This is a genomic window from Serratia sp. MYb239, assembly GCF_002966855.1.
Classification (GTDB): domain Bacteria; phylum Pseudomonadota; class Gammaproteobacteria; order Enterobacterales; family Enterobacteriaceae; genus Serratia_B; species Serratia_B rhizosphaerae.
The window spans coordinates 1,650,545-1,676,946 of record NZ_CP023268.1 but is presented as its reverse complement, the minus strand read 5'-3'; the positions used below and the strand labels follow the sequence as shown (position 1 = coordinate 1,676,946).

Sequence of the window (26,402 nt, the reverse complement as noted above, 5' to 3'; positions counted from 1 at the left end):
CAAGCTTACCGGCACCGAACGGCCGGTAAGCTCAGGGAAATCTACGTGTTAAGGCTGTCGCGCACGCGCTGCAAGTCTTCTGCGGTATCTACGCCGACGCTCGGGATGGCCTTTGCCACCGCGACGTGAATCTTTTCGCCGTACCACAGCACCCGCAGCTGCTCCAGCAGCTCGATTTTTTCCAGCGGGCTTGGCGCCCAGCTGACATAGCGGCGGACAAAACCGGCGCGGTAGGCATAAATACCGAGATGACGCAGCAGGTTATCGCCAATCGCGCTTTTAGACTGCGCAAAACGCTCACGATCCCAAGGGATGGTGGCGCGGGAGAAATAGAGCGCGTAGCCCTCGGCATCCATCACCACTTTCACCGCATTCGGATTAAACGCCTCTTCCGCCGTTTCAATCGGCGCGGCCAGCGTGGCCATACCGGCGCTGCTCGCCGCCAGATTTTCCGCCACCTGACGAATAATCACCGGCGGCACCAGCGGCTCATCCCCCTGCACATTGACGATGATCTGGTCATCGGCAAAACCGTAATGCTCGATCACTTCCGCCAGACGCTCGGTGCCGGACTCATGATCTTCGCGGGTCATGCACACCTCACCGCCGGCGGCCTCGACCGCACGGGCAACGTCGGGATGATCGGTGGCGACAATCACCCGCTCGGCACCGGATTCACGCGCGCGCTCCATCACATGCACCACCATCGGCTTCCCGTGGATATCCGCCAGCGGTTTACCCGGCAGGCGAGTCGATGCATAACGAGCCGGAATTATTGCGATGAAACTCATGCTTGCTTCTCATCCGGCGACAGCGTACGCGCTTCGTTTTCCAGCAGCACCGGAATACCATCACGTAACGGGTACGCCAGGCCGTCTAGCTTGCAGACCAATTCCTGATTTTCTTTATTAAAGTACAGTTTTCCGTTGCAGACCGGGCAAGCAACGATTTCAAGCAAACGGTGATCCATGCTTCCTCCATGGGGAGAGATATGACTGTGGGGAATGTGCATGAGAATAACATAACGCGCCAGCGCAGGTTAATCATTGCTGGTTTTACTGCTGTGCTTTTCGCCAAAATGGCGTGGGGGTTGTGTTGCCCGCCAAGCAGGCGTAATATTTGTGACGTAAGTCACACAATTATGCAAGCACCTGCCAATGATGAAACGTATCAATAAAATTATCGCCCTGTTCGCTAATTTCAGCGCCTAAGGGGCCAAGCCTGTAACGAACGGCGATGTCACTCGTTTTACCCCCCCAGAAACAACGCCGTTCGTTATCCCACTTGCCAAATTTCGCCATACTGCTCACGCAATGCTCCCGGTACCGCCCTCAGTCTGACTCGCCCAGCGCCGTGCCACTTCGCCATACGGCTAATAGCCTGAAACAGATCCTGACAGCGCTGCTTGCCCATACGAACACCGGGCTCCAGATGGAAACTGATCACCTCAAATTCCCCGGTTCGCCGATGCATTTTCGCATCGATGCGCCCAATCAGTTCGCCGCGATTGAGCACCGGTAACGTAAAGTAGCCATACTGCCGCTTTCCTTTCGGCGTATAGCATTCCAGTCGATAGTCGAAATTAAACAATTCCAGCGCCCGGCGGCGATCCCACACCACGGGATCAAACGGCGAAAGCAGCGTGGTGACCCGTGAGCGCAGCTTGTTCTGCTCGGCCAGCGGCAGCGCCTCAGCCAGTGAATGGTGCAGATAAAAATCGCCCGACAGCTGTGCAACCTTTATCGGCAGGATCTCGCCCTGTAGCTGCAGCTGCTGGAGTAGTTTTTTAGGCGCAACGCGCTTCAGGCGATAATAGTCAGCCAGCCACTCCGCTTTAAAAATCCCCAGATAGCGACAGGTACGTGCCAACATCACCCGGCGCGCCTCTTCTTCGGACAATGCCTGTCTGGCATCATCCCAGTCCGGCAACAGGCGTTCGGTCAAATCATAAACCCGGTGAAAATTACGTCGCTCGGCCACCATCAGCTTGCCGGCGGTAAACAACGTTTCAAGGTGACGCTTCTCCGGTTTCCACTCCCACCAACCGTTACCGCCCTTCTTCTGCGCGTTAAAATCCGCCGAGCGCTGCGGCCCGTTTGCAGCGATATGGCTCAATATATCGTTAATCGCACCCTGATGCTTTTCCACCCACTCCTGCGAATACTTCCATCCCATCCCCTGCGGGTTCAGCATGCGATGACGCAATAGGGCGAAGTCTTCAATCGGCAGAAAACAGGCTTCATGCGCCCAGTACTCAAAGAGCTGTCGGCCGGCCAGCGCCTGCTCCAGCCACTGTGGCGCATAATCCCCCAGCCGGCTGAATAACACCAGATAAGGGCTGCGGGCAACAACGCTGATGGTATCAATTTGCAGTAGCCCCATGCGTTGAATGGCGGCGACCACATCTTCTGGCCCGGCTTTGCGTTTCGCCGGCGTCAACAACCCCTGAGCGGCCAGATGCAGCGCACGGGCTGCGGCCAGTGAAATAACCGGAACGGACATATGGATATCCAGGTGATTAATCAATCGCTTGAGAATAGTGGAAGTTTGCTCATTTTTCTTCAGCGTGTGCATCAGGGAGATGCGAAAATATCAGGGCTAGGCGGCTGCTTGCCAATGATCATGGCAATGGTTAAAGAGCTATGATGGAATGAAGAAGAGTTTGATGTTTTCTTCGCCAGTGCGAGGGGGTGGCGACACCGGCACTGGCGAGGAAGGAGGATGCCTTAGAACGCGATAACGTCTGCGGCGGACAGCCCGTGTGAGCTGCGACAGATCGAGAACTCAACGTTCTGACCTTCATTTAATGACTTGTTTTTCGTATTGGCGATAGCTCGACGGTTCACATAAATTTCATCGCTGCCGTCAACCGGTAAAATCACACCGTAGCCTGCGGCTTGGTCATACCATTTTACACGGCCCATTTTTAACATTGTATTTTTAAACATAATTATTTCCTTTCTTTCGGGCATCCGTAACAACGCTATTTGTTATTATTGTCTGGATGCTAACCGCCCATCCTAAAGTTTTTCGTAACAAACCTCTCATGAGCAACAAATAAAAAACCCGCACAACGGCGGGCTTATTGAACTTAATATCTTCCGCATGACTCGGCAAGCGCCTCATCAAGGTTGTATCAAGATCTCTATACGCTATTTCCTGTAAAACTTACAGAGCAACAACGTTGGCGGCAGCCGGCCCGCGCGGGCTGTCTTCAATGGTATACTCAACGCGCTGGCCTTCAGCCAGGGTCTTGAAACCATCGGTCATGATTGCGGAGAAGTGTACGAATACATCTTTGCCGCCGTCTTGCTGCTCAATGAAACCAAAACCTTTACTCTCATTGAACCACTTAACCTGACCGGTCTTCTTAGACATTACATTTACCTTTTAAATATTTACAAAACCTGCCATAAGGCAATTTTGGCCATTGCAGAAACATTACTTATGGGAGGTACTTAGAAGGTTCGTCTTTGAAGCGGAATCGAATGATAACGTTTATGGAGGAACTGCTTAGTAAACTGATTACCTAAACTTCTAAATCTTGTCTCGTACATAAATAGGTCTGAATCACAGGCCGAATTCATTTACTCATAAAACCCCAGATTACACAAGGGGGTTTTCACACTATTTTTATCCCTGCGTGTCATTTAATTTTATACCCATGATTAGTATCGAATTATTTTTTGCAAAGTACGGTAAAGAAAACCCGCCTCGCCGTTTTTTTGATGCTTGAATGGCGCTCCCGATGCCGCAAATGAGAGCTAACGCATAAAAATCTAATATGGTTACGCAACATATAACAAATCCATAACCCGATGACTAAACTTGGAGTGATAACAAGGTGAACGGCATGATCGGCAGCACTTTCACCGGAACCGTCATTTTTCAGATAAAACTGAACAAAGGAGCGATGCGCATGACTGCCCAGCAGTTCGTTTCACCCAATGAAATCCGCAGCCGGTTCTCTCTGGCGATGTCGGAAATGTATCAAAAAGAGGTGCCGCTCTATGGTGAGCTATTAAGTCTGGTAGCTGAGACCAACCGCCAGGTACTGAGCAGCGATAGCGAATTGGCACATCAGTTACAAATCACCGGTGAAATAGAGCGCCTGGCCATGGAGCGTCATGGCGCCATCCGCGTCGGCACGGCTGAAGAACTGACGACATTACGCCGGCTGTTCAACGTGATGGGCATGTCGCCTGTTGGTTATTACGATCTGGCGCCGGCGGGCGTACCGGTACATTCCACCGCCTTTCGCGCCGTTCACGAACAGGATCTTCAGGCCAGCCCTTTCCGCGTATTCACCTCATTATTACGTCTGGAGCTGATTGAGCAGCCTGAATTGCGTGCGCTGGCGCAACGCCTGCTGGAACGCCGCCATATTTTCACCGGCCGAGCGCTGGCGCTGATCGAGCAACATGAAAACCAGGGCGGATTGACCGCTGAGCAGGCAGACGAATTTGTTGAACAGGCGCTGGAAACCTTCCGCTGGCACCGCCAGGCTACCGTCAGCGCCGCCGAATACCAACAGCTACACGATCAACACCGGCTGATTGCCGATGTGGTGGCCTTTAAAGGGCCGCACATTAACCATCTGACGCCGCGCACACTGGATATTGATGCGGCGCAGAGCACCATGCCGCAACGGGGGATCACGCCTAAAGCCGTTATCGAAGGCCCGCCCCGTCGCCGCTGCCCGATTCTGCTGCGGCAAACCAGCTTTAAAGCACTGGTGGAACAGGTAGCTTTTGTTGAAAGCGACGGCGCCGCCGTAATGGGACAACACACGGCGCGCTTTGGCGAGATAGAGCAACGCGGCGTCGCACTGACGCCCGAAGGCCGCGCTCTGTATGATCGCCTGCTGCAGGCAACCAACGATGCGCTGCAGACCACGCCAAGCGAAGGCAATGCGGCGCATTATTACCAACTGTTGCAGGACAACTTCCGCGCATTCCCGGATGACTATCCGACGCTGCGCGAGCAACGCCTGGCCTGGTTCCGCTACTTCCCTACCGAACTCGGGCTGGCGGCGAAGGAACGTCTGGATGACAGCTGGACGCTGGAGCAGTTAATCACTGAGGATTACATCCGCTTCCAGCCGCTGGTGTATGAAGATTTTCTGCCGGTCAGCGCCGCCGGCATTTTCCAGTCAAATTTGGGAGACAACGCGCAGGCACATTATAATGCCACCTCCAGCCGCAGCGCTTTTGAGCAGGCGCTCGGCATGAAAGTGGTGGATGAACTGACGCTGTACCGGCAAACGCAGCAGCGTTCACTACAGGCCTGCGCGCAAGCGCTGGGGCTTGGCGCGCTGGAGGCCTGATTTACTTCTTCAGATGGGATTCGATACGTTGCAGCAGTGATGCGGCCTGTTCTTCGGGAAAAACGGCGTCAACCGGCAAATACCACCAGTTATCCTGAGCAAAGGCGCGGCATTTAACCGCGTCTTTTTCCGTCATCAACAGCGTCTGACCCGGTGAGGCCAGCGCCTGCAGCTGCTCTGGGCTATAGTCCTGATGATCGGCAAACGCCACTTCCCGCGCGACGTTAACGCCCAGCTTTTCCAGCGTGGCAAAAAAACGCGGCGGGTGGCCAATGCCCGCCATCGCAACCGCCTGCGGCAGCTGCGCCGCCGGCAACCGTTCGCCAGTAGCAATATTTACCGCGTCACGCGCCTGTAGCTTCATGGCGATCTCACCCGGCTGCGCCACCCCGCCGTTGGTAATGCAGGCATCAACGCTCTGCAAACGGCTGGCGCGCTCGCGCATCGGCCCGGCCGGCAGCCACCAGCCGTTGCCAAAACGCCTCACGCCGTCAATCACCACCAGCTCAACGTCGCGCTGCAACGCATAATGCTGCAGGCCGTCATCAGTAATCACCAGATCAAGATCGTGCTGCGCCAACAGCGCCTGTACCGCTTCCGTACGCTTGGGCGATACCGCCACCGGAGCCGCGGTGCGCTGATAGATCAACACCGGCTCATCCCCGGCCTGCCGGGTCGTCGTCTGTGCATTCAGCACCAGCGGATAAACCGCCGATTTGCCGCCATAGCCGCGGGAAACCACGCCAACCCGGTAACCACGCTGCTGCAGCTGTTCGACCAGCCAGATAACCGTTGGCGTTTTGCCATTGCCGCCGGCGGTCAGGTTACCCACCACCACCACCGGCACCGGCGCGCGCCAGCTTTTACGCCAGCCGAGCCTGTAGCTCAGCCGAATAAGCCCGCTCACCAGGCCATACAGCCAGGAGAGCGGTAGTAACAGCAGGTAGAGCAGCGAACTGCCGGACCAGATACGTTCGATCATTATTCACCAAACTGCATGCGATGCAGCTGCGCGTAAGCACCCTGCTTCGCGAGCAAATCAGCGTGCTCGCCACGCTCGACGATACGGCCGTCCTCAACCACCAAAATCTCATCCGCTTTTTCAATGGTGGACAGGCGGTGGGCGATAACCAGCGAGGTGCGGTTCTTCTGAAGTTCGTCCAGCGCCGCCTGAATCGCACGTTCGGATTCCGTATCCAGCGCCGAGGTAGCTTCATCCAGGATCAGTATCGGGCAATCGCGCAGCAGAGCGCGGGCGATGGCGATACGCTGGCGCTGGCCGCCGGAAAGCATCACGCCGTTTTCACCGATCACCGTATCCAGACCCTGATCCATTTTCTCGATAAAGTCCATGGCGTAAGCCATTCGCGCCGCTTTCTCAATATCTTCACGGCTATAACGGTCTTCACGCGCATAGGCGATATTATTGGCGATAGTATCGTTAAACAGATGGACGTTCTGCGACACCAGAGCTACCTGATCGCGCAGCGACGCCAGCGTGTATTCACGCAAATCGTGCCCATCCATCAGGATCTCGCCTTGCTGAATGTCATAGAAGCGGGTCAGCAGATTGGCAATCGTCGATTTACCCGAGCCGGAGCGTCCGACCAAGGCGACCGTCTTGCCTTCCTCAATCGTCAGGTTGATATCACGCAGCGCCGGCGTATCCTTCCCCGGGTAGTAGAAGGTGACATTGCGCAGCTCGACATCCCCTTTGGCGCGCTTGATTTCGCGCGTGCCGGTATCTTTTTCCTGTTCCATATCCAGGATGGAGAACAGCGTCTGGCAGGCCGCCATACCGCGCTGGAACTGAGCATTGACGTTAGTCAGCGATTTCAGCGGACGCATCAGTGCAATCATGGAGGAGAACACCACGGTAATGGTACCCGCTGTCAGGGTCTCCATCACGCTGGGGAAGCTGGCGGCGAACAAGACGAAAGCCAGCGCCAGCGAGGCAATCAGCTGAATGATTGGATCGGAAATCGATGAGGCGGAAACCAGTTTCATTCCCTGCTGACGCATGCGATTACTGACCGTATTAAAACGTTCGGTCTCCACCTGCTGGCCGCCGAAAATCAGAACTTCCTTATGTCCTTTCAGCATCTGCTCGGCGCTGGTGGTCACCTGCCCCATCGTATTTTGCATGTTTTTACTGATATTACGGAAACGCTTGGAGACCATGCGGATAGCGATAGAAACAATCGGCGCCAGTACGATCAAGATAAGCGACAGCTGCCAGCTGTAGTAGAACATCATGATAAACAGGCCGATGATTGAAGCGCCTTCACGCACCACGGTCACCAGCGCACTGGAAGATGACGAGGCTACCTGTTCGGAATCGTAGGTAATACGCGACAGCAATGTACCGGTAGACTGCTGATCAAAGAAGGATACCGGCATACGCATCATATGGCCAAACAGCCGCCGGCGCATATGCATCACGACCATCCCAGATACCCAGGAAATACAATAACTTGAAATGAAGCTGGTTACGCCGCGCATCAACATCAGCCCGATCACGGCCAGCGGCATCCACACCAAAACGCTGCTGTCTGCTTTACCAAAGCCGTCATCCAGCAGAGGTTTGAGCAAGGATAACATCAGGGTGTCGCCCGCAGCGTTCAAAACCAGCGCAATAGCAGCGACAATCAATCCTGCTTTGAAAGGGGTGATCATCGGCCACAGGCGACGGAATGTCTGCCAGGTCGAGAGATCTTTATCATTCATCATGCAAATACCAGCATCGGAAGAAATAGCGGCCTATTTTACTCATTATCCCCCCTTTCTCCAAACCGCTGATGGTACCAACGGGGCATTAATTGCTCACGAAAGCCTTTAATTTGCCAATCATTGTCGAAAAACAGCACGCTCAACTGCCCGGAGCGTGAAGTGTCATGCCATGCAATGCGATAGGAACGGTAACGCCTGATGATTTTTTCCGCAGGCAGGCGCCACTGATTGTAGCGGGAAGCGGAGGCTAACGCCGCGGCCGGCGCCACCGCCCGCAGAAATGGCGGCGTAGATGAGGTCTTACTGCCATGGTGCGGCACCTGCAGCAAGGTGGACGGTAACTCGGCGCGCTGTTTCAGCAATGCCGACTCCCCTCGGGCTTCCAAATCGCCGGTTAACAGCAGGCTGAATCTTCCATCATCGACGCGAATCGTACAGGAATCATCATTGCCCACATGCTTCAGGCGCTGCGGAGGCCACAACACGCGAAAATTAAGCCCACGCCATCGCCACTGTTGCCCCTGCACACAGGCATAATGACCAGCGGCATGCAAAGGAGAATACACCGCCGCTTTCGGAAAGGCCCGTTGCAGCGCACTCAGTCCGCCCATATGGTCCTGATGACTGTGGCTGATAATAATTGCCTCCAGTTCAATACCGCGCCAATGCAAATAGGGCAGAATCTCCCGCTCGGCCATACTGCCGCTTGCCCAGCGATCGCCGGTATCATACATCACCGCCTTGCCGTCACGTTCGATCACCACCGCTAGGCCATGCCCCACATCCAGCATGTCGACGCGCCAGCGATAATCTGCCTGACGCTCACGCCACGTCAGGCAACAGAGCAATACGGCGATACAGCCGCCGGGGGAATTTACCCAACAGCGTAAACGCCAGCCGACCACGCTTAACCAACCCAGCGCACTGAACGGCAGCAGCGCACTGCCTACGCGCAGCCATCCCTGCTCCAGCCATGGCAACGGCCAGATGGCCCATGTCAGCGACAGATCGGCCCAGCGCCAGAACCAACCCGCCGCGGCGCTCCCGGCCCCGGCGATAATAGCAAACAGAATCATGGGGACACTGAGCAACGATACAATCGGCACCGCCCAGAGGTTAGCCGGCAATGACGTCCAGGTCACGCCGTGGAACAACCCGAACTGCATCGGCATCAGTAACAGTGTCATACCGAGTTGAATATGCAGCCAACGCAGCGGTGCCCAATACCAACCAGCATTGAAAGGTGATGGCAGCGCCGCCCATTCAAACCAGAAGATCAAGGCCGCTACCGCCAGTGCCGACAGCCAAAAGCTGTCGGACAATATTGCTAACGGATCGCTCAACAGAATCAGACAAACGCACCACAGCCAAATCTGCCATGGGGTACAGCAGATGCCCCGCAAACGCACCAGCGTCCAGAGCGTCAGCGCAAGCAGCGCACGCACCGCCGGCGGCTGAGCGCCAGCCAGCCATACGTATCCCAGCGCCGCCAGCACGGCCGCCAGTGAAATATGCAGGCCAGAAATCGCCATTAAATGCGCGATGCCCGTTTTAAGAAACAGGTTCCGTTCCGTCTGGCTCAGCAGAGCGCGTTCGCCAAACGCCAGCGCCAGTAAAGTACTTTGATGAGATAATCCTTCCGTACGCTGCTGTGCCGCGCTGACAATACGCTGGCGCCAGCTGCACTGCGCATCAAGCAATGCGGCGGACTGTACATAACCACTCAATGGCTGACGACGCGCCATCGCCCAGCGTTGGCTGTCAAAGCCACCTTGATTCAAGCGGCTGTGTACCGGACGTAAACGCGCTTTAAGCTGCCAGCGTTGCCCGGCACACCACGGCGCATATTTCCAGTAAGCGCTAAATGACAACGCCGGGAACAGCCAACGGCCATTGACCTGCTCAATGCGAAACAGCACCTTTCCCGGTTCGTGGTCAGCCAGCGCGACGCTGGCAACGCTGACCGTCAGATTAAGCGGCTTACCGCTTAACACAGAGATCTGGCGCGTAAGCTGCTGCGCACTGCCGCAGGCCAACATAAACCCGCACAGCAGCCAGGCGACATACTGACAATACGCCGATGGCGTTTGTCGCCAGCAGTACACCATCACCAACGCCAGGCCCGCAATCAACAACGGTGCCGGCAACTGCGGCAAGAACAGCAGCGGCGCCATCCCCAGCACCAGAGCAATGGCGGCAATATCTACGGAAATTTTGATAATGCTCTCCCGGTAAACACATCATGATTGCAGGGAGAGTACGTTGATACTCCGTCGGTTATCGGCCAAAAAACGAGTAACGGAATACACAGCGCAGGCTTAATTTCTATTGAGCAAGCCTTACGTTAAGGATGCGCGACAATGCGCAAAATCAGGAAGTAACCACAGGAGAAGCTGACGGTATATCGTCTGTCATCAGACTGCGTTAGAGGTAAAAAAAAACGGCGCCAACAGGCACCGTTTTATATTCTTTACAAGCAATAACGCTATGGGCAATTAGCCATAGATATTGGCGCGATCGCGCAACTCTTTACCCGGTTTAAAGTGAGGAACGTACTTGCCGTCCAACTCAACCTTATCGCCGGTTTTTGGGTTACGACCAACGCGCGGGGCACGGTAGTGAAGAGAAAAACTGCCGAATCCGCGGATCTCGATGCGCTCGCCATCAGCCAATGTCGCAGCCATATGTTCTAGCATCTCTTTCACTGCATCCTCAACGGCCTTCGCCGGGATATGAGATTGCTGGCCAGCAAGTCTTTCAATAAGTTCAGACTTGGTCATAGTTCCTCCAAGCTTTGCAGCTAAACTACCGTATCGGGGGCGGGAAACACCGCCCCCCCGTCATTACTCGCCTTTAGCCGCTTTGAAAGCTTCAGCCATTGCGTTAGAGAAGTTGCCTTCTTCCTGTTTGTTGTTAACAGTCGCGATAGCATCTTTCTCGTCAGCTTCGTCCTTAGCACGTACGGACAGGCTTACAACGCGGTTCTTACGGTCAACGCCGGTGAATTTAGCTTCAACGTCGTCGCCTACGTTCAGAACCAGAGTTGCATCTTCAACGCGGTCGCGAGAGGCTTCAGATGCACGCAGGTAACCTTCTACGCCGCCTGCTAATTCAACTGTAGCACCTTTAGCGTCAACTGCGGTGACTTTACCAGTAACAATAGCACCTTTCTTGTTCATAGACAGGTAGTTATTGAACGGGTCTTCAGCCAGCTGCTTAACGCCCAGGGAGATACGCTCGCGCTCTGCGTCAACCTGCAGAACAACCGCTGCGATTTCGTCGCCTTTCTTGTATTCACGTACTGCTTCTTCGCCTGCAACGTTCCAGGAGATGTCAGACAGGTGAACCAGGCCGTCGATGCCGCCGTCCAGGCCGATGAAGATACCGAAGTCAGTGATAGACTTGATTTTACCTTCAACACGGTCGCCCTTGTTGTGGGTTTCCGCGAACTGCTGCCATGGGTTGGATTTGCACTGCTTCAGGCCCAGGGAGATACGACGACGTTCTTCATCGATGTCCAGAACCATAACTTCCACAACGTCGCCCACATTAACAACTTTGGACGGATGGATGTTTTTGTTGGTCCAATCCATTTCAGAAACGTGTACCAGACCTTCAACGCCTTCTTCGATTTCTACGAAGCAGCCGTAATCAGTCAGGTTGGTGACACGACCAGTCAGCTTGGTGCCTTCTGGGTAACGTTTCGCGATAGCAACCCATGGATCTTCGCCCAGCTGTTTCAGGCCCAGGGAAACACGAGTACGCTCGCGGTCGAACTTCAGTACCTTAACGGTGATTTCATCACCCACGTTGACGATTTCGCTTGGGTGCTTAACGCGTTTCCAAGCCATGTCAGTGATGTGCAGCAGGCCGTCAACGCCGCCCAGATCAACGAATGCACCGTAGTCAGTGAGGTTCTTAACGATACCTTTAACTTCCATGCCTTCCTGCAGGTTTTCCAGCAGCTGATCGCGCTCTGCGCTGTTCTCGGATTCGATGACCGCACGGCGAGAAACAACAACGTTGTTGCGCTTCTGATCCAGCTTGATCACTTTGAATTCAAGCTCTTTGCCTTCCAGGTGCAGCGTATCGCGTACTGGACGCACGTCAACCAGGGAGCCTGGCAGGAACGCGCGGATGCCGTTCAGCTCAACAGTGAAACCACCTTTAACTTTGCCGTTGATAACACCGGTCACAGTTTCAGCGTCTTCGTAAGCTTTTTCCAGCGTGATCCAAGCTTCGTGACGTTTAGCTTTCTCACGGGACAGCAGGGTTTCACCGAAGCCGTCTTCTACTGCATCCAGAGCAACGTCAACTTCGTCACCAACCTGGATTTCCAGTTCGCCCTGGGCGTTTTTGAATTGCTCTGCCGGGATGGCGGACTCAGATTTCAGACCGGCGTCAACCAGTACTACGTCTTTGTCGATAGCAACAACAACGCCGCGCACGATGGAACCTGGGCGGGTTTCGATTGATTTCAGGGATTCTTCAAAAAGTTGAGCGAAAGATTCAGTCATGTTGATAATCTTCAGGGTTCTTTGATTTAACGTCCATTTAGCGTCCCGCCGAATGGGGTTGTTTAACATACCCCGCCATTGGCTCCATGCCGACAGGGTTATAAGGTTACAGGGGTAAAATTTTACCCGATATATCATGATACTGCTATGTCAATCAGATGACAAATTTGCAAATAACGCTACGTCGCCGCGCTTATTGCTGCGGCAACGCCAGTGTTTCCTGCGCATATGTCAGCGCCTGCCGGATAACGTCGTCAATCGACATGCTGGTCGAGTCCAGCACCAGAGCGTCGGAAGCCGGCACCAGCGGCGCTATCGGCCGATTACGGTCACGGTCATCCCGTTCCTTTATCTCGGCTAAAAGACGTTCAAAGTTAACATTAAAGCCCTTCGCCTGCAACTGAAGCATACGGCGATGCGCGCGCTCTTCAGAACTGGCGTCGAGGAAAATTTTAACCGGCGCATCGGGGAAAACCACCGTACCCATGTCGCGACCGTCGGCGATCAGGCCCGGCGCTTCGCGAAACGCGCGCTGCCGACGCAGCAGCGCCTCGCGCACCCGCGGGAATGCCGCCGCCTGAGAGGCCGTATTGCCAACGGTTTCGGTGCGGATTTCATTACTGACGTCCTCACCTTCCAAAATCACCTGCAGCTTGCCGTTCTCCGCGACAAACCGGACGTCAAGATGTGCGGCCAGCGGAACCAGCGCCTCCTCTGACGTGATATCAACCTGATGATGCAGCGCAGCCAGGGCCAGCACGCGATAAATCGCGCCGGAATCCAGCAGGCGCCAGCCAAGCGATTCGGCCAATGCCTGGCACAGTGTGCCCTTGCCTGCGCCGCTTGGTCCATCAACGGTAATCACCGGGGCTGTAGCCGTCATGTTGCGTTCTCCTTCGGGTAAAAAACCTCGCAGAGTCCGAGCCGCCGCCACTGCTGTAACACTGACCGGCGCCGGACCAACCTGCTACCCAGCCCAGTCGGGGCGGGTTCGGTGGCGTATTATACGCTGCAACGGCCTGAACTGTTACCCTGCATACGCCCGGTTGCCGAAAATAAGGCCACCAATGGGCAAAAAGTATAGAAGAAACGCCGGGCTTCGCCGCCGTAAAAGACAAGAAAGGCCCCGAACGGGGCCTTGATAAGGATTATGCCGGCTGGCTGATGCTGGCCAGCCGCTCGAAATAGTCGGGGAAGGTTTTCGCGGTACATTTCGGATCGAGAATGGTCACCGGGGTATCCGACAGCGCCACCAGGGAAAAGCACATCGCCATGCGGTGATCGTTATACGTGCCGATCTCGGCGAACTGCAGTTTGGCCGGCGGCACGACGTGGATATAGTCTTCGCCTTCATCAACCGTCGCGCCGACTTTGCGCAGTTCGGTGGCCATCGCCGTCAGGCGATCGGTTTCCTTCACCCGCCAGTTATAGATATTGCGGAGAGTGGTCGGGCCGTCGGCAAACAGCGCGGCGGTCGCAATGGTCATCGCCGCATCCGGGATATGGTTCATGTCCATATCGATGCCTTTCAGCTCGCCGCGACGACACTCAATGTAATCGTCTGCCCAGGTGATATGCGCGCCCATTTTTTCCAGCACGTCGGCAAATTTGGTATCGCCCTGCACGCTGTTGCGGCCAATCCCGGTCACGCGCACCGTACCGCCCTTGATCGCCGCCGCCGCCAGGAAATAGGAAGCCGAAGAAGCATCGCCTTCCACCAGGTAGTCCCCCGGCGAGCGGTAGGTCTGGCCCCCGGCGATACGGAACACGCGGTAGTTGTCATGGCTGACGTCGACCCCGAAGGTTTTCATCAGGTGCAGCGTAATATCGATATACGGCTTGGAGACCAGATCGCCTTTAATATGGATATGGGTATCCTGCTGCGCCAGCGGCGCGGTCATCAGCAGCGCGGTCAGAAACTGACTGGATACGCTACCGTCAACGGTGACATCGCCGCCACGGAAGCCGCCGCGCAGGCGCACCGGCGGATAATCGGTCTGCTCCAGGTAATCAATCTGCGCGCCGCCCTGGCGCAGGGCATCCACCAGATGGCCGATCGGCCGCTCTTTCATCCGCGGTTCGCCCGTCAGCACCACGTCCCCGGCGGCCAGACACAGCGCGGCGGCCAGCGGACGCATGGCGGTGCCGGCATTACCGAGGAACAGCTCCAGCGGCTGTGCAGCCTGCAGCGGCCCGGCAACGCCGGTAACCGTGCATTCAGTGCGATCGGCAGAGAGCTGATAGCTGACCCCCAGCGCCTGCAGCGCGTTCAGCATATGCCGCACATCGTCGCTATCGAGCAGGTTGGTCAAACGGGTCGTACCCTGCGCCACTGCCGCCAGCAGCAGAGCCCGATTGGATACGCTCTTGGAGCCGGGTAAGTTGACGGTGCCATTGACCAGGGCAACCGGTTGTAACGTCAGGGAATCCACCATGTGAAAAAATACTCTCCAAATCTGATAAACGAAACGGCTCCGGTAATAATGCCGGAGCCGCTTGCATGCAACAACAGCCAATGTTCCCGTCATAGACGGGAAACGGCAATTAACCGTGGCGACGCTCGAAGTCTGCCATAAAATCGGTCAATGTCTGTACGCCGGCCAGCGGCATCGCATTGTAGATAGAGGCGCGCATGCCGCCTACCACGCGGTGCCCCTTCAGCGCCTGCAGGCCAAGGGCCTCGGCTTCGCTGAGGAACACGCTGTCCAGCGCGCCGTCGGCCAGTTGGAACGGCACGTTCATCCAGGAACGGTTGGACGGCGCCACCCGGCTGCGATAGAAGTCGGAATTATCAATCGCGGCGTACAGCAGCTCGGCCTTGGCCTGGTTGCGTTTTTGCATTTCGATCAGGCCGCCCTGCTCTTTCAGCCATTTAAACACCAGACCGGACAGATACCAGGCAAACGTCGGCGGAGTATTGAACATCGAGCCGTTCTCGGCCAGCACGGTGTAGTCCAGAATGGACGGCACTTCACGCCGCGCTTTGCCCAGCAGGTCTTCACGCACGATAACCAGCGTCAAACCCGCCGGGCCGATGTTTTTTTGCGCGCCGGCATAGATAACGCCGAAGCGGCTGACGTCCAGCGGGCGGGAAAGAATGGTGGAGGAATAGTCGCCGATAACCACTTTGTCACCGAAGTCCGGCGTTTCATCGATGGCGATGCCGTCGATGGTTTCATTCGGGCAGTAATGCACATAGGCCGCATCGTCGCTCAGTTGCCATTCGTTCATCGGCAAAATAGCAGACAGGCCGTCGACCTCGGTCTTCACATCAATAGCATTCGGCGTGCAATATTTCCGTGCTTCTTTGATAGCGCTCTGCGCCCAGTAGCCGCCGTCGATATAGTCGGCGCTGGCGTTGTCGCCCAGCAGGTTCAGCGGCAGCGCGGCAAACTGTGCACGGGCGCCGCCGTGGCAAAACAGTACCTTGTAGTTCGAGGGGATTTTCAGCAGATCGCGCAGATCCTGTTCGGATTGCTCGGCAACCGCAATAAACTCCTTACTGCGGTGACTGATTTCCATCACCGATGTTCCGAGGCCGTGCCAGTTACAGAGTTCCTGTTCCGCGCGACGCAAAACTTCCACCGGCAGCATTGCCGGGCCAGAACTAAAATTATAAACCTGAGTCATTTCCCCTCACCACATTCACTTATTTCGCCAAATTTGCCTGGCTGACTGAATACGCCCGACGCCGGATAAGTGTGACATCCAGCACATCGGTTTTATCACTCGCGCCCCCCGGCTGCAACGCTTATTCATCCACGAAAAGAAAACGCCCAGCGCCCTTCTCAGCGATGTCACCCTGTGAACCACTTTTTTTATACCAAAAATCAATGATGGCGGCTAATTCAGCGGTTTATCACAGATTTTTGTGCTGCATTTTCGCGTAAGGCTGGCTCATTTATTATCCGTCCGCCACGCTCGCCGGAGCGGCGAAAAAAGGGCCGGCGCGGCCCTTTTACATCATGACTGTCAATATTGGTTAAACATCTGCTGAATCTGCGCCGCATCCCGGGTTTGCGTCAGCGCCAGTTGCAACAAAATACGCGCTTTCTGCGGGTTCAGGGTGCCGGCAGCGACAAACCCGTATTTGGCGTCGTCAATTTCCGCATCCTCCGTGGTGGCGCCGGTCGGCACGCGGGAGGAGCGAACGACGGCCACGCCCTGATGCGCCGCGGTCGCCAGCGTATCAAACAGCGTTTTATAAAGGTTACCGTTGCCGACACCGGCGCTGACGATGCCCTGATAGCCGTCATCAATCAGCGCCTTGGCCGGCGCATCCGACGCGTTGGCATAGCTGTAGACAATACCCACTTTCGGCAGGCTATCCAGTTTACTGACATCAAACGGCGTAGCGCGGGTATGTTTACGCTGCGGCGTACGTTGGTAGTCTATCTTACCGTTATGAATGAACCCCAACGGGCCGTAGTTTGGCGACTGGAAGGTCTGTACCGCCGTGGTGCTGGTTTTGGTGACGTCGCGCGCATCCAGCACGCTGTCATTCATCGCCACCAGCACCCCGCGTCCGGCCGACTGCTTGTCCGCCGCGGTCACCACCGCATTGTAAAGGTTGAACGGCCCGTCGGCGCTCATCGCCGTCGCCGGACGCATGGCACCGACCATCACCACCGGTTTGTCGCACTTCACCGTCAGATCGAGAAAATAGGCGGTTTCTTCCAGCGTGTCGGTGCCGTGGGTAATCACAAAACCATCGGTTTTAGCGCAGTCGGCATTGATTTTCTTCGCCAGCTTCAGCCAAACCTCATCGTTCATATCCTGCGAACCGATATTAACGATCTGTTCCCCCTGAACGTTTGCCACTTCTTTCAGCTGCGGCACGGCATTGACCAGCGCCTCTACGCCCAGTTGGCCCGCCTGATAATTGGATTTGGTTGCCGATTCACCGCCGCCGGCAATGGTGCCGCCGGTCGCCAGAATAGTGACCGTCGGCAGCGCCAACGCCGAACCGCTGATTCCAGCCAGCAAAAGCGCCAAGAGACTACGTTTGAACATTTTCATTACATCCCCCGAATTAATTAACCCGCTGAATTATCGCCTTTATCATAATAAAAACCGTGATAGATACGGCGCTTTATAAGACATGTTCCTGATCCAGCGGCAAGTTTAGTTGACCAGAATGACATGATGGATGGGCGGGCGTACGGCGTGGGGAAAGACAGGAAGGAGATGCGGCTTGGCGGCTAGATAAACGAAAAAAACCGCCAAACGCAGACGCGTTCGGCGGTTGCTGACAGGCGATTAATGCTGCGGCAAGGCGTAGGCAATGATGTAATCGCCCACGTCCGGCGAATGGCTGCTGCCCCCGGCGGAAATCACCACATACTGCTTACCGGTTTTCGGTGACTGGTAAATCAGCGGCGCGGCGACGGCGCCGACCGGCAGACGCGCTTTCCACAGTTCCTTACCGGTTGCCGAATCCAGTGCGCGCAGATAGTAATCCTGCGTGCCGGCAAAGAACACCAGTCCGGAGGCGGTGGCAGTCGGGCCGCCCAGGGTTGGCATCCCCAGCGGGATCGGCATATGGGTTTTCATGCCCAGCGGCCCGGTATCCTGTACCGAGCCCATCGGTACCTGCCATACCAGCTTTTTGCTGTGCAAATCGATGGCGGTCATGGTGCCGAACGGCGGCGTATTACACGGCACGCCCAGCGCCGACTGCAGGATATCGATACGTACGCCGCCGTAAGGCCCGGCGATCTGCGGACGCACCGTCCCCATAAAACCGGGGACTTCGTCGGTGGAGATTTTATATTTCGCAACGTCCTCTTTTCTGACCAGCGACATACGCAATGGCATACGCATATCGTTGACAAACATCAGCCCGCTACGCTCATCAATTGAGATACCTCCCCAGTTCATTCCGCCGAGCAGACTTGGCCACTCGATATACGGCTTCTCCGACGGCGGTGTGTACATACCATGATAAGCCGACTCTTTAAAGCTGACGCGGCACAACAACTGGTCAAAGGACGAGACGCCCCACATCGATTTTTCCGTCAGCGGCTCGACGCCGATTTGCGGCATGCCGACCGAGAAAGGCTGCGTGGCAGACAGTCGTTCTCCTTCCGCCACACCTTCCTGCGACACGGCCCGCTCTTCCACCTGCGTAACCGGTTTGCCGGTACGGCGATCCAGCACAAAGATCTGGCCGGTTTTGGTGGTCTGAATCAGCGCGGGAATAGTTTCCCCCTGCTCATTCTTCACATCAAACAGCACCGGCTGCGACGGTAAATCGTAGTCCCAGACATCATGATGAACGGTCTGGTAAACCCATTTGGTCTGACCGGTACTGGCATCGACCGCCACGATGGCCGAACCGTATTTCTCTTTCGCTTCGTTACGATCGCCGCCCCAGTAATCCGGCGGACCGTTGCCGGTCGGCAGATAGACCAGGTTCAGCGCTTTATCGAAACTTGGGATCGTCCAAACGTTCGGCGTTTCCAGCGTATAGGCGCGCCCTTTTACCGGATCGGTGACATTTTCCGGCTGGCCGACGTCCCAGGCCCAGGCCACGTCGCCGGTACGCACGTCAAACGCGCGCACCACGCCGGAAGGCTCGCCGTGCACAATATCACGCACCCAGCCGCCGATAATGGCGATATGCCCCATCACCACCGGCGCCGCCGTCGGGTGATAGCGTTTGCTGTTTTCGGTATCGCCCATGCCTTGCTTCAGGTCGACGCTGCCGTTATCGCCAAATCCCGGGCACAGTTCGCCGGTACGGGCATTCAGCGCCATAAAACGTGCGTCAACGGTGGAAACCAGGATACGCTGCGGACACTGCTGCAACGCTGGCGTGCTCTTTTCGCTAGCGCTCAGGCTGTCGTCTTTATTAGCGTCGTAATAGCCGACGCCGCGGCAGGTGACATGCTCCGCCGTTTTTGCCTGCGGGTCGAATTTCCACAGCGCTTTACCGCTGTCCGCGTCCAGCGCGGTGATCAGGTTTTCCGGCGTACAGGAATAAAGCACATTGCCCACCTGCAGCGGTGTATTTTCATCCACGCCGATGCCGCTGCCGGTGGTACGACGACCGGTGTGGTAAACCCAGGCAACGTCGAGATCTTTAACGTTTTCCGGCGTGATTTGCGTATACGGCGCAAAACGCGTGCCGGACGCACTACGCCCGAAGAATTCCCAATCATCCTCACCCGTTGCCGGCTTGGCCTGCGCGTCAGGCTTGCTCAGCGTCACGTCGTTGCGAATAACATTATGCGGATAAAACGCCGCCACCAACGTCGCCAGCAGCACCACAAAAATGCCCAGGCCACCCCAGTTCGCCAGACGGCGTCGGCCGTTGCCGGTTTGCGGCAGCGTCGGGATGAGCCATAGGCTCAGCATCAATAACAGCGCCGGTACCACCAGCCGCGGCACCAGGCCCCAATAGCTGAACTGTACTTCATACAGCGCCCAACAGAGCGTCAGGAAGAAGGTGATGAGGGAGAGCCAGAAGGTATGTTTACTGCGGACGAGAAAACAAACGGCGATAATCAGATAGGCCAGGCCGCCAAGCAGGTAATACGCACTACCGCCTAACGAAACCAGTTTTCCTCCCCAGATAACAAAAAACAGACCGATACAAAAACTGAGTATGACAAAAAGCAGGCGATAAGCGGTAAAGAACCAGCGCTTACCGGTGCTCTGCTGTGGAGCGTGCATTTTTCTTTCCTTTTACCAACATCGAATAACCGTCAATTTCGCTCACAATGTTATGAGAAAATTAACATTCACGGCGCACACCGTGAGATATTTGTAATACAATTATACATAGTTGTTATTTTTGTGTACATTTATTTGTATTACAAATAAAACACAACAAACCAGACAGTTAGCGTATCCCCCTATCATTTAGCACTCTCAACCACGTTGCGCGCACGATGACACGCCAGGAAAAACCGCTCCGCCAGGCAAGTCCACACTCCCTCCGCGGCGCTGACGAAAAAAATGCCCGGCCAGTGGTTATAAATTCAATAACATAGAAATATTGCCGCGACTGAGCCTACCCTTTGCTGCCCGACGTATGAGAAGATAACGCCTTATGATCCAAGGCGCCGGCGTGTGCGCCGCCTTGCCTCCACCTCGCACGCTGCTGCACGGATGCGAGTCTCGGAAAACACTGACACCTGGCACCTCTCTGCTTGTTCATTACCGGCAAAACAGAGAAATGGTTAAGATCACCTGCTATCTCCAAACATTTAAGTGAAGACAATGACGCAAACTTTTATCCCCGGTAAAGACGCCGCGCTGGAAGATTCCATCAGCCGTTTCCAACAGAAACTGAGCGATCTGGGTTTCAATATTGAAGAAGCCTCCTGGCTCAACCCGGTACCGCACGTCTGGTCAGTGCACATCCGCGACCGCGACTGCCCGCTGTGCTTCACCAACGGCAAGGGCGCCAGCAAAAAAGCGGCGCTGGCGTCGGCGCTGGGCGAATACTTCGAACGTCTGTCGACCAACTATTTCTTTGCCGACTTCTACCTGGGCAAACAGATCGCCAACGGCGATTTCGTCCACTATCCGAACGAAAAATGGTTCCCGATCCCGGCGGACGACTCGCTGCCGGCGGGTATCCTCGATCCGCGCCTGCACGCCTTCTACGATCCGGAACAGGAACTGAGCGCCGGCGATCTGATCGATCTGCAGTCCGGCAACGGTGAACGCGGCATCTGCGCCCTGCCGTTTACCCGTCAGTCCGATCAGGAAACGGTTTATATTCCGATGAACATTATCGGCAACCTGTACGTGTCCAACGGCATGTCCGCCGGCAACACCGCAAACGAAGCGCGCGTACAGGGACTGTCTGAAGTGTTTGAGCGCTATGTGAAGAACCGCATCATCGCCGAATCCATCAGCCTGCCGGAAATTCCGGCCGAGGTGCTGAACCGCTACCCTGGCGTGGTTGAGGCCATCGCCAAGCTGGAAGAGGAAGGCTTCCCGATCCTTTCCTATGATGCTTCGCTGGGCGGCAAGTACCCGGTAATCTGCGTAGTGCTGTTCAACCCGGCCAACGGCACCTGTTTCGCCTCCTTCGGCGCCCACCCGGACTTCGGCGTCGCGCTGGAGCGTACGGTGACCGAACTGCTGCAGGGCCGCAGCCTGAAAGATCTGGACGTGTTCACCGCGCCAACCTTTGATGATGAAGAAGTGGCGGAACATGCCAACCTGGAAACCCACTTTATCGATTCCAGCGGCCTGATCTCCTGGGATATGTTCAAACAGGACGCCGACTACCCGTTCGCCGACTGGAGCTTCAGCGGCAGCACGCAGGAAGAGTTCGCCACGCTGATGGCCATCTTCCAGCAGGAAGACGCCGAAGTGTACATCGCCGATTACGAGCACCTTGGCGTTTACGCCTGCCGTATCATCGTGCCGGGCATGTCCGATATCTACCCGGCGGAAGATCTGCTGCTGGCCAACAACAGCATGGGCGCTCATCTGCGCGACACCCTGCTGGCGCTGCCTGACAGCGACTGGCAGCCGGAAGAATATCTGGCGCTGCTGCAGCAGTTGGATGACGAAGGGCTGGACGATTTCACCCGCGTACGTGAACTGCTGGGCATTGCCTCCGGCAAAGACAACGCCTGGTACAGCCTGCGCGTCGGCGAACTGAAGTCCATGCTGGCACTGGCCGGCGGCGATATGGAGCAAGCGCTGATCTGGGCGGAATGGACGCAGGAGTTCAACGCCTCGGTATTTACGCCGCAGCGCAGCAACTATTATCGCTGCCTGCAAACGCTGCTGCTGCTCGCGCAGGAGCCGGAGCGCGACCCGGCTCAGTACCACAGCGCGTTCGTCAAAATGTACGGCCAGGACGCCGTGGATGCCGCCTCCGCCGCCATGAGCGGTGAAGAGCGCTTCAACGGGCTGTTCGCCATCGACAGCGATCTGCAGGCGCTGCCGGCGCATCAGGCGCTGCTGGCGGCCTATGAGAAGCTGCAGCAGGCCAAGCGTCGCCACTGGGCAAACGCCTAACGCCTAAGCCGGGTGGCATCATCGCTGCCGCCCGGCTATTTTCCCCTCTCACCCTCGATTTTTAACCTGAACAACGCCATGCATTTTTTTGCGTAAACCGCCATAAAACATCACGACGATGGATTTGTTACGTGAAGGTGAAATAATAATTAACACCCATTTCTTAAATATGCATTTAGTCCCTATTTAATGAAATTATTTAACCGGCAGATAACCAGCCAAAGACGCTAATTAAAAAATAACTGCAAAACTTAAAAAATATTTTTTATAAAAAATTCAATAAATTAACCACAAAAACCACGTAAATAATACGCCTTTACGCCGTTTTACTTCGGCGCCTCATGATCCAAATCAACTTTTACCCCATACCGCTTTGCTAGTATCTCATTGCGTTGTTATAACCCTTTTGAGCGAGAACTGGCGTGAAAGCTGACAACCCTTTTGATTTGCTGTTACCTGCCGCGATGGCGAAAGTCGCCGAAGACGCCGGCATCTATAAAGCGACCAAACATCCGCTAAAAACGTTTTATTTAGCGATCACCGCCGGCGTTTTCATCTCTATCGCATTCGTGTTCTACATCACCGCCACCACAGGCACCGCCGAAGTCCCGTTCGGCCTGGCTAAATTGGTCGGCGGCATCTGTTTCTCACTGGGGTTGATGCTGGTTGTCGTCTGCGGCGCGGATCTGTTCACGTCCACCGTGCTTATCGTTATCGCCAAGGCCAGCGGCCGCATCACCTGGCGTCAATTGGCGGCCAATTGGCTTAACGTCTATATTGGTAACCTGATCGGCGCACTGTTCTTCGTCGCCCTGATCTGGTTCTCCGGCGAATATATGACGGCCAACGGCCTGTGGGGGCTGAACGTGTTGCAAACCGCCGACCACAAGCTGCACCACACATTTATCGAGGCCGTCTGCCTCGGCATTCTGGCTAACCTGATGGTCTGCCTGGCGGTATGGATGAGCTACTCCGGCCGTAGCCTGATGGACAAAATGTTCGCCATGGTTCTGCCGGTCGCCATGTTCGTCGCCAGCGGTTTTGAACACAGCATCGCCAATATGTTTATGATCCCTATGGGTATTGTGGTTAAACACTTCGCCACGCCGGAATTCTGGCAAGCCGTAGGGACTGCACCCGAGCACTTTGCTCATCTGACCGTAAGCAACTTTATCTTCGACAACCTGATTCCCGTCACCCTCGGCAACATCATCGGCGGCGGTCTGCTGGTTGGTTTGACTTACTGGGTAATTTATCTGCGTGGCGACAAGCAGCCTTAAACCGCATCGCCACGTCGGATCCGAACTCCACAATTAGAAGGTAGGTGTAACATGACCGAACTTAACGAGAAATTAGCCCAAGCCTGGGAAGGTTTCAGCAACGGTGACTGGCAGAACGAAGTCAACGTCCGTGACTTCATCCAGAAAAACTACACGCCGTATGAAGGCGATGAGTCCTTCCTGGCCGGCGCTACGCAGGCGACCACCACGCTGTGGGACAAGGTCATGGAAGGGATCAAACTGGAAAACCGCACCCACGCGCCGGTTGATTTCGACACCGACGTCGCCTCCACGATTACCTCTCATGACGCCGGCTACATCAGCAAAGAGCTGGAAACCATCGTCGGCCTGCAGACCGAAGCACCACTGAAACGCGCGCTGATCCCGTTCGGCGGCATCAAAATGGTTGAAGGCTCCTGTAAGGTTTACGGCCGCGAGCTGGATCCACAGCTGAAAAAGGTCTTTACCGAATACCGTAAAACCCACAACCAGGGCGTGTTCGACGTCTACACCAAAGATATCCTGAAGTGCCGTAAATCCGGCGTGCTGACCGGTCTGCCGGACGCCTACGGCCGCGGCCGCATTATCGGCGACTACCGCCGCGTGGCGCTGTACGGCATCGACTTCCTGATGGCGGACAAATTAAACCAGTTCAACTCCCTGCAGGATAAACTGGAAAACGGCGAAGACCTGGAAATGACCATCCAGCTGCGCGAAGAGATCTCTGAGCAGCACCGCGCGCTGGGCCAGATTAAAGAGATGGCCGCCAAATACGGTTACGACATCTCCGCACCGGCGAAAAACGCCCAGGAAGCGGTGCAGTGGACCTACTTCGGCTATCTGGCCGCGGTGAAATCGCAAAACGGCGCCGCCATGTCCTTCGGCCGCGTATCCACCTTCCTGGATGTGTACATTGAACGCGACATCAAGGCCGGCCAACTGACTGAAGAGCAGGCACAGGAGCTGATCGACCACCTGGTGATGAAGCTGCGCATGGTGCGTTTCCTGCGTACCCCTGAGTATGATGAGCTGTTCTCCGGCGACCCAATCTGGGCTACCGAATCTCTGGCCGGTATGGGCGTCGACGGTCGTACGCTGGTGACCAAAAACAGCTTCCGTTTCCTGAACACCCTGTACACCATGGGGCCGTCTCCGGAACCGAACATGACCATTCTGTGGTCGGAAAAACTGCCGCTCAACTTCAAGAAATTCGCGGCGAAAGTGTCTATCGACACCTCTTCCGTACAGTATGAAAACGACGATCTGATGCGTCCTGACTTCAACAGCGATGACTATGCCATTGCCTGCTGCGTCAGCCCGATGGTGGTCGGTAAGCAAATGCAGTTCTTCGGCGCACGCGCCAACCTGGCGAAAACCATGCTGTACGCCATCAACGGCGGCGTTGACGAAAAACTGAAAATGCAGGTCGGCCCGAAAGAAGCGCCGATGATGGACGAAGTGCTGGACTATGACAAAGTCATGGATCGCATGGATCACTTTATGGACTGGCTGGCGAAACAGTATGTCACTGCGCTGAACATCATTCACTACATGCATGACAAGTACAGCTATGAAGCGGCGCTGATGGCCCTGCACGACCGTGATGTGTATCGCACCATGGCCTGCGGCATCGCCGGTCTGTCCGTCGCTGCCGACTCCCTGTCCGCCATCAAGTACGCGAAAGTCTCCACCATCCGCGACGAAGACGGCCTGGCGGTAGACTTCAAGATTGAAGGGGAATATCCGCAGTTCGGCAACAACGATCCGCGCGTTGATGACATTGCCTGCGATCTGGTGGAACGTTTCATGAAGAAAATTCAGAAACTGCGCACCTACCGCAATGCGGTGCCAACCCAGTCCGTGCTGACCATCACCTCCAACGTGGTGTACGGCAAGAAAACCGGTAATACGCCAGACGGTCGTCGCGCCGGTGCACCATTCGGTCCGGGCGCCAACCCAATGCACGGCCGCGATCAGAAAGGCGCCGTTGCCTCTCTGACCTCGGTGGCGAAACTGCCGTTCGCCTATGCGAAAGACGGTATTTCCTATACCTTCTCCATCGTGCCGAACGCACTGGGTAAAGATGACGACGTGCGTAAAACCAACCTGGCGGGCCTGATGGACGGCTACTTCCACCATGAAGCCGCAATCGAGGGCGGTCAGCACCTGAACGTGAACGTGATGAACCGCGAAATGCTGCTGGACGCGATGGATAATCCTGAGAAATATCCTCAGCTGACCATCCGCGTATCCGGTTATGCGGTGCGTTTCAACTCGCTGACCAAAGAGCAGCAGCAGGACGTTATCACCCGTACCTTCACGCAAACCATGTAATATCCTTGCCAACGCCGGGCGAAGCCCGGCCGGCACAGGCAACCGGGGCCGGGATAACCGGCCCTTTTAACATGCAATACTCCTGACTCCCGCGAGTCTGTTTTGCCAGGTATCTATACTCAGTGGACATCCGGCAAAACAGTGATCCGGCAAACGGCCGGTCAACAGGCATCTCTCCCCTCCGGCAGCCGGATTTCCCGCTGCTGCATCGCTGATACCTGACTG

The 26,402-nt window shown here is 55.8% G+C and carries 20 protein-coding genes; 5 read left to right on the top strand and 15 right to left on the bottom strand.

The window, feature by feature from the left end:
- Window positions 1–41 precede the first annotated feature (41 nt).
- The 3 genes from kdsB to CLM71_RS07940 form a co-directional block, all read right to left on the bottom strand.
- Window positions 42–791: a 3-deoxy-manno-octulosonate cytidylyltransferase gene (kdsB, locus tag CLM71_RS07950; RefSeq protein ID WP_105230529.1), complete on the bottom strand. Its 750-nt coding sequence runs from the start codon at window positions 789–791 to the stop codon at window positions 42–44.
- On the bottom strand, window positions 788–970 hold the full coding sequence (locus CLM71_RS07945) for a Trm112 family protein (protein WP_105230528.1): 183 nt from the start codon (window positions 968–970) through the stop codon (window positions 788–790). Before CLM71_RS07945 ends, kdsB begins: the two co-directional genes overlap by 4 nt.
- A gap of 305 nt (window positions 971–1,275) precedes the next feature.
- Complete coding sequence (locus tag CLM71_RS07940; protein ID WP_105230527.1) at window positions 1,276–2,502, bottom strand: winged helix-turn-helix domain-containing protein; 1,227 nt, start codon at window positions 2,500–2,502, stop codon at window positions 1,276–1,278.
- On the opposite strand from CLM71_RS07940, the gene CLM71_RS23895 reads away from it, so the two are divergent.
- The gene (locus tag CLM71_RS23895; protein WP_158684790.1) at window positions 2,503–2,646 is read left to right on the top strand and encodes a hypothetical protein; all 144 of its coding nucleotides are present in this window, start codon (window positions 2,503–2,505) and stop codon (window positions 2,644–2,646) included.
- An 80-nt stretch (window positions 2,647–2,726) separates the two neighbouring features.
- Here the strand turns inward: CLM71_RS23895 and CLM71_RS07935 are convergent, their stop codons facing one another.
- Together CLM71_RS07935 and CLM71_RS07930 are read right to left on the bottom strand one after the other, a co-directional pair.
- Window positions 2,727–2,948: a cold-shock protein gene (locus CLM71_RS07935; protein WP_105230526.1), complete on the bottom strand. Its 222-nt coding sequence runs from the start codon at window positions 2,946–2,948 to the stop codon at window positions 2,727–2,729.
- Window positions 2,949–3,168: 220 nt separating this feature from the next.
- Complete coding sequence (locus tag CLM71_RS07930) at window positions 3,169–3,378, bottom strand: cold shock domain-containing protein (protein WP_015671765.1); 210 nt, start codon at window positions 3,376–3,378, stop codon at window positions 3,169–3,171.
- 541 nt (window positions 3,379–3,919) lie between these two features.
- On the opposite strand from CLM71_RS07930, the gene CLM71_RS07925 reads away from it, so the two are divergent.
- On the top strand, window positions 3,920–5,326 hold the full coding sequence (locus tag CLM71_RS07925; protein ID WP_105233255.1) for a VOC family protein: 1,407 nt from the start codon (window positions 3,920–3,922) through the stop codon (window positions 5,324–5,326).
- Window position 5,327: 1 nt separating this feature from the next.
- Here CLM71_RS07925 and lpxK read toward each other — a convergent pair whose 3' ends face one another.
- From lpxK to CLM71_RS07875, 10 genes are all read right to left on the bottom strand, one after another.
- Window positions 5,328–6,308, bottom strand: a complete 981-nt coding sequence (gene lpxK / locus CLM71_RS07920; protein ID WP_105230525.1) for a tetraacyldisaccharide 4'-kinase — start codon at window positions 6,306–6,308, stop codon at window positions 5,328–5,330.
- Complete coding sequence (msbA, locus tag CLM71_RS07915; protein ID WP_105230524.1) at window positions 6,308–8,056, bottom strand: lipid A ABC transporter ATP-binding protein/permease MsbA; 1,749 nt, start codon at window positions 8,054–8,056, stop codon at window positions 6,308–6,310. The genes lpxK and msbA overlap by 1 nt, the downstream gene beginning before the upstream one ends.
- Window positions 8,057–8,091: 35 nt before the next feature.
- Window positions 8,092–10,230: a DNA internalization-related competence protein ComEC/Rec2 gene (locus CLM71_RS07910; protein WP_105230523.1), complete on the bottom strand. Its 2,139-nt coding sequence runs from the start codon at window positions 10,228–10,230 to the stop codon at window positions 8,092–8,094.
- 321 nt (window positions 10,231–10,551) lie between these two features.
- Window positions 10,552–10,836, bottom strand: a complete 285-nt coding sequence (ihfB, locus tag CLM71_RS07905; protein WP_015671760.1) for an integration host factor subunit beta — start codon at window positions 10,834–10,836, stop codon at window positions 10,552–10,554.
- Between the two features lie 63 nt (window positions 10,837–10,899).
- Window positions 10,900–12,573, bottom strand: a complete 1,674-nt coding sequence (gene rpsA / locus CLM71_RS07900) for a 30S ribosomal protein S1 (RefSeq protein ID WP_041411759.1) — start codon at window positions 12,571–12,573, stop codon at window positions 10,900–10,902.
- 193 nt (window positions 12,574–12,766) lie between these two features.
- A complete protein-coding gene (gene cmk / locus CLM71_RS07895) occupies window positions 12,767–13,456 on the bottom strand; it encodes a (d)CMP kinase (RefSeq protein WP_105230522.1) in 690 nt (229 codons plus the stop codon).
- Between the two features lie 265 nt (window positions 13,457–13,721).
- Window positions 13,722–15,008, bottom strand: coding sequence for a 3-phosphoshikimate 1-carboxyvinyltransferase (gene aroA, locus CLM71_RS07890; RefSeq protein WP_105230521.1), 1,287 nt, complete (start codon window positions 15,006–15,008; stop codon window positions 13,722–13,724).
- A 109-nt stretch (window positions 15,009–15,117) separates the two neighbouring features.
- Window positions 15,118–16,203, bottom strand: coding sequence for a 3-phosphoserine/phosphohydroxythreonine transaminase (serC, locus tag CLM71_RS07885; protein ID WP_105230520.1), 1,086 nt, complete (start codon window positions 16,201–16,203; stop codon window positions 15,118–15,120).
- Window positions 16,204–16,545: 342 nt separating this feature from the next.
- Complete coding sequence (ansB, locus tag CLM71_RS07880; RefSeq protein ID WP_105230519.1) at window positions 16,546–17,592, bottom strand: L-asparaginase 2; 1,047 nt, start codon at window positions 17,590–17,592, stop codon at window positions 16,546–16,548.
- Between the two features lie 240 nt (window positions 17,593–17,832).
- Window positions 17,833–20,250: a membrane-bound PQQ-dependent dehydrogenase, glucose/quinate/shikimate family gene (locus CLM71_RS07875; protein WP_197951694.1), complete on the bottom strand. Its 2,418-nt coding sequence runs from the start codon at window positions 20,248–20,250 to the stop codon at window positions 17,833–17,835.
- 549 nt (window positions 20,251–20,799) lie between these two features.
- Between CLM71_RS07875 and ycaO the strand changes: the two genes are divergently transcribed.
- The 3 genes from ycaO to pflB all read left to right on the top strand — a co-directional run bounded on the left by ycaO (window position 20,800) and on the right by pflB (window position 26,177).
- Window positions 20,800–22,563 (top strand): 30S ribosomal protein S12 methylthiotransferase accessory factor YcaO, encoded by a 1,764-nt coding sequence (ycaO, locus tag CLM71_RS07870; protein ID WP_105230518.1) that lies wholly within the window; start codon window positions 20,800–20,802, stop codon window positions 22,561–22,563.
- Between the two features lie 422 nt (window positions 22,564–22,985).
- Window positions 22,986–23,843 (top strand): formate transporter FocA, encoded by an 858-nt coding sequence (gene focA / locus CLM71_RS07865; protein WP_105230517.1) that lies wholly within the window; start codon window positions 22,986–22,988, stop codon window positions 23,841–23,843.
- A 51-nt stretch (window positions 23,844–23,894) separates the two neighbouring features.
- The gene (gene pflB, locus CLM71_RS07860; protein WP_105230516.1) at window positions 23,895–26,177 is read left to right on the top strand and encodes a formate C-acetyltransferase; all 2,283 of its coding nucleotides are present in this window, start codon (window positions 23,895–23,897) and stop codon (window positions 26,175–26,177) included.
- The last annotated feature ends 225 nt before the right edge of the window (window positions 26,178–26,402 follow it).